Annotated in this window: 4 protein-coding genes; all 4 read left to right on the forward strand. The window is 35.3% G+C overall.

The window, feature by feature from the left end; all coding sequences use genetic code 11:
* Nucleotides 1-1,090 (forward strand): ArdC-like ssDNA-binding domain-containing protein (locus HMPREF2837_RS02000; protein WP_222565278.1); only part of this gene is annotated, 1,090 nt, incomplete at its 5' end.
* A 48-nt stretch (nucleotides 1,091-1,138) separates the two neighbouring features.
* Entirely contained in the window at nucleotides 1,139-1,447 is a 309-nt protein-coding gene (locus tag HMPREF2837_RS02005; protein ID WP_075230573.1) for a hypothetical protein, read from the forward strand.
* 220 nt (nucleotides 1,448-1,667) lie between these two features.
* Nucleotides 1,668-2,036, forward strand: coding sequence for a plasmid mobilization protein (locus tag HMPREF2837_RS02010; protein WP_075230574.1), 369 nt, complete (start codon nucleotides 1,668-1,670; stop codon nucleotides 2,034-2,036).
* Nucleotides 2,027-3,576 (forward strand): relaxase/mobilization nuclease domain-containing protein (locus HMPREF2837_RS02015; protein WP_075230575.1); only part of this gene is annotated, 1,550 nt, incomplete at its 3' end. The genes HMPREF2837_RS02010 and HMPREF2837_RS02015, both read left to right, overlap by 10 nt.

A 3,576-nucleotide genomic window follows, 5' to 3' on the forward strand; every position in this document is an offset into this window, starting at 1 on the left:
AGATGCTGAAGCAGAAACTGGAGCGATTATCACCGAAATGATTGCTGCTAAAAGTTCAGAACAAACCATTTCCCAATTAGTCGCAGATAAAGATACAAAAGCTTTAGCTGAACACTTGAAAGAAGGAATGAAGAACTACTTGGATTCCGAACAGTTTAAATCATTCTTGGATACGATGAGTAAGTTTCACAACTACTCACTCAACAATATTCATTTGCTGAAGATGCAAAATCCTAATGTTTCCCAAGTTGCTAGTTTCAATAAATGGAAAACAGATTTTGACAGAACAGTTAAAAAGGGTTCAAAAGCTCTGAAGATTTGGGTTCCTTACCAAGTGAAAACAAGCATCCCTGTTCATCAAAAAGAGTTAGACTTTACTCCAGCTGAAAATGAAATGGAACAGAAGGAAATCACCGTTACTCGATTCAAGTTAGGAAATGTCTTTGATGTATCTCAAACAGAAGGAAAAGAATTGCCAAAAGCAATTCATGAATTGACTGGAGATGTTAAAGATTATGAAGATTTGTACCGAGCAGCAAAAGCTGTTTCAATGGATAATCAGGTTTCGATCAGTTTTGAAGAAATTAACAGAGAGAGCACAAATGGTTATTACTCTCCAGATGAAAATCGAATTGTTATTTCAAAAGGATTAAAGGGTCAAGAACAGATTCTAAAAACCATTTTTCATGAAATGGCTCACTCAGATTTACATAGAGGGACTAATGCCCAATATGGAGATGACCAATACCGCAAGCAAGAATTACAAGCTGAAAGTGTTGCTTATGTCGTAGCTAATCATTTTGGTTTTGATACGAGTAGTTATAGTTTTGGATATTTAGCTATTTGGGCGAAGGATAAAAATGGTTTTGAAGATATGGTGGAACAACTGCAGATTGTTCAAAAGGAAGCAAAAAGTTTGATTGATCGGATGGATGCTAAGTTAGAACTGGTGAAAAATAAAACTGTGACGAAAGATAAGTTTGCTGATAAACTTCAACAGGCAAAAGAAAAATCTGAGCAGTTAAGTAGTCAAAAGGCGGAGGCTGTAAAGCAGGTGGAAGAAAAAAAGTCCCTGAGCAGCCCTCAATAATGGAAGCATTAACTCGTCGAAAGAAAAACAAAAAAGGAGAAACAGAAGATGATTGAAAATCTAAGACAAGAAACTTTTGATATTTTGATGGAGATATTTTTTGAGGATGAGGCTACAGATTCGCCAAAAGTGAATGAAGTTAACCAGCACATTTCACGTAAAGAATGTCTCTACATTCTTCGTAGGGATATGCGAATTAAAACAAACTATGAGCTAGAAGAAGTAGAAATGTATCCTGTTGCACTTAAAGAAATCGAGGAAATGAGTGACGAAAGATTTGAGGCACTTAGAGATGAAATCTTAAAAATGAAATTAATTGATGGGATGGATTTTCTCTTGGAAACTTTAAAAGTTTAATCAAACTTTTCTCCTCGAAATAAATAAATTCCTGCTTGAAGGGATTAGGGGATTGGGGATTTCCCCAAAAATTTAAAAAGTCAAGAATAGTCAGGAATGATACCCTGACTATCTTTGACCTTTTTAAAAACAGCATTTGGGTACCCAAGTGCTATGCTTGCCAGAAGAAAAGGGCTCTAAGCCCCTTAAGCAAAATTGCCAGAATAGAGGTGAAGATTTTTTGAAAAATAGAGAAAAGCGAAAACGAATGATTCAGAAAAAAATTCGTTTAACGGAAGAAGAGGCACGGTTCATTTCAACAAAGGTTGCAGAATCTGGAATGACAAATTTTAATACCTTTGCGCGAATTATGTTGATTATGGGAGAAGTCAATATTTTAAAATTTGAAGAGTTGAAAGAGTTACGTAAGGAAATAAATCGTATAGGGGTCAATATCAATCAGGTCGCAAAAAAAGTAAACGAAGATAATCAGGCTAGCCTAAATGAATTGAGTCAGATTCTTGAATTGCAGAAACATTTGAAAGATACAGTCAGCCAATTTATCCAAAAACAGGAAAATCAAACAAAGGAACAAGAGCGATGGTTGTAACAAAGGTTCTTCAGATAAAAGGAGTAGCTTCTTTAGGACGGTCTACAAAATATATTGAGGATGAAGCAAAGACGGTCGAGCTGACTGATACAAAAAGTTTAAATAATGCTTTACGCTATATCGAGAATCCATCTAAAACGAGTTTTTTAGAACAAGCTGAACAGCTGGAATTTCCAGCAGTGGTGAAAGATGGCCGAGTAGTCAATCAACTGGTATCTACTTATGGAATTACAGACGCTAGCACAGCGACAGAAGAATTTCTTTTGACCAAAAAGAATGCGGCTCAACGAGCAGGGACAAAAGAGCTATCGGATATTCAAAATCCGAATCGAGTGTTGGCTCATCACATCATCCAATCATTTTCTCCTGAAGATGATTTGACTCCACAAGAAATTCATGAGATTGGTCGAAAAACGATTTTAGAATTAACTGGTGGACAACATGAATTTGTCATAGCGACTCACATGGATAAGGGGCACATTCACAATCACATCATTTTCAATTCTACTAATTCTGTTACATTAAAAAAGTTTCGTTGGCAGAAAGGAACGAAAAAAAGTTTAGAGAATATTTCAGATAAGTATGCGGATTTGGCTGGAGCTAAAATTCTCAAAGAGAAATTATGGACTAATCGAAAAACCTATCATGCCTATCGCAAAAAAAATTCTTTTCGCTATGAGATTAAATCTCGTTTAGATTTCCTTTTAAAACATTCAAGCTCCTTAGAAGATTTTAAATCTAAGGCCAAAGCTTTAGATCTTGTTGTTGATACTTCAGGAAAGGAAATAAAGTATCGTCTGACTGACCAAGATCAAACCAGAAATGTTCGGGATCGCACTTTGTCAAAAAAAGGAAATTATTCGTTGGAGAAAATTTCTGAAAGAGTAGTTGGTAACGAGGTGACTTTCTCTGTCGATGAAATTAAATCTGAATATGAAAAAATGGTTGCGGAACGAGAAGATGATTTTGAAATGAGAATCACAGTTGAAGAATGGCAGGTGATGGAAGAAACAAAAAATGGGATCTATCTTGAAATGGAATTTGGGATTAGAAATAAGGGAACAATTCTTATTCCAGCTCATCAGATTGAAAAAGCAGAAGATGGCTCTTATGAAATTTTTATCAGAAAAAATGACTTTTACTATTTTGTTAATCCTGAACACGCTGATAAGAATCGTTACATGAAGGGAGAAACAGTCGCTTCCCAGTTGTCGTATGATAATGGAGAAATGATTATCCGAAAAAATCCTAAAATCTCAACTTTGGATCAGCTTGTTCGTGAATATAATTATCTATCCGCTCATGGAGTGACAGAAGGACAGCAATTTGATGAATTGCTAAATCGTTTTGAAGAGGAACTAGAAGAAGTAGATAACTTGCTTGATAAATTAGATCAACGCTTGGGTGATCTTAATAAAATTCAGTCTGCATTTCTTGCACTGGAATCCAATAATCCTCAAGAAGTGAAACTAGCTATTTCCATTTTGAAAGATTTGAGAGTAGATCCTAGTACTCGAAAAACTGAGATTGATAAACTTAT

It is taken from the genome of Streptococcus sp. HMSC071D03, from assembly GCF_001812125.1.
GTDB classification, from domain to species: domain Bacteria; phylum Bacillota; class Bacilli; order Lactobacillales; family Streptococcaceae; genus Streptococcus; species Streptococcus pseudopneumoniae_N.

Bases quoted from the DNA above. Each gene is read 5' to 3' on its own strand.
- HMPREF2837_RS02005 (WP_075230573.1), top strand. From the start codon at position 1,139: ATGATTGAAAATCTAAGACAAGAAACTTTTGATATTTTGATGGAGATA.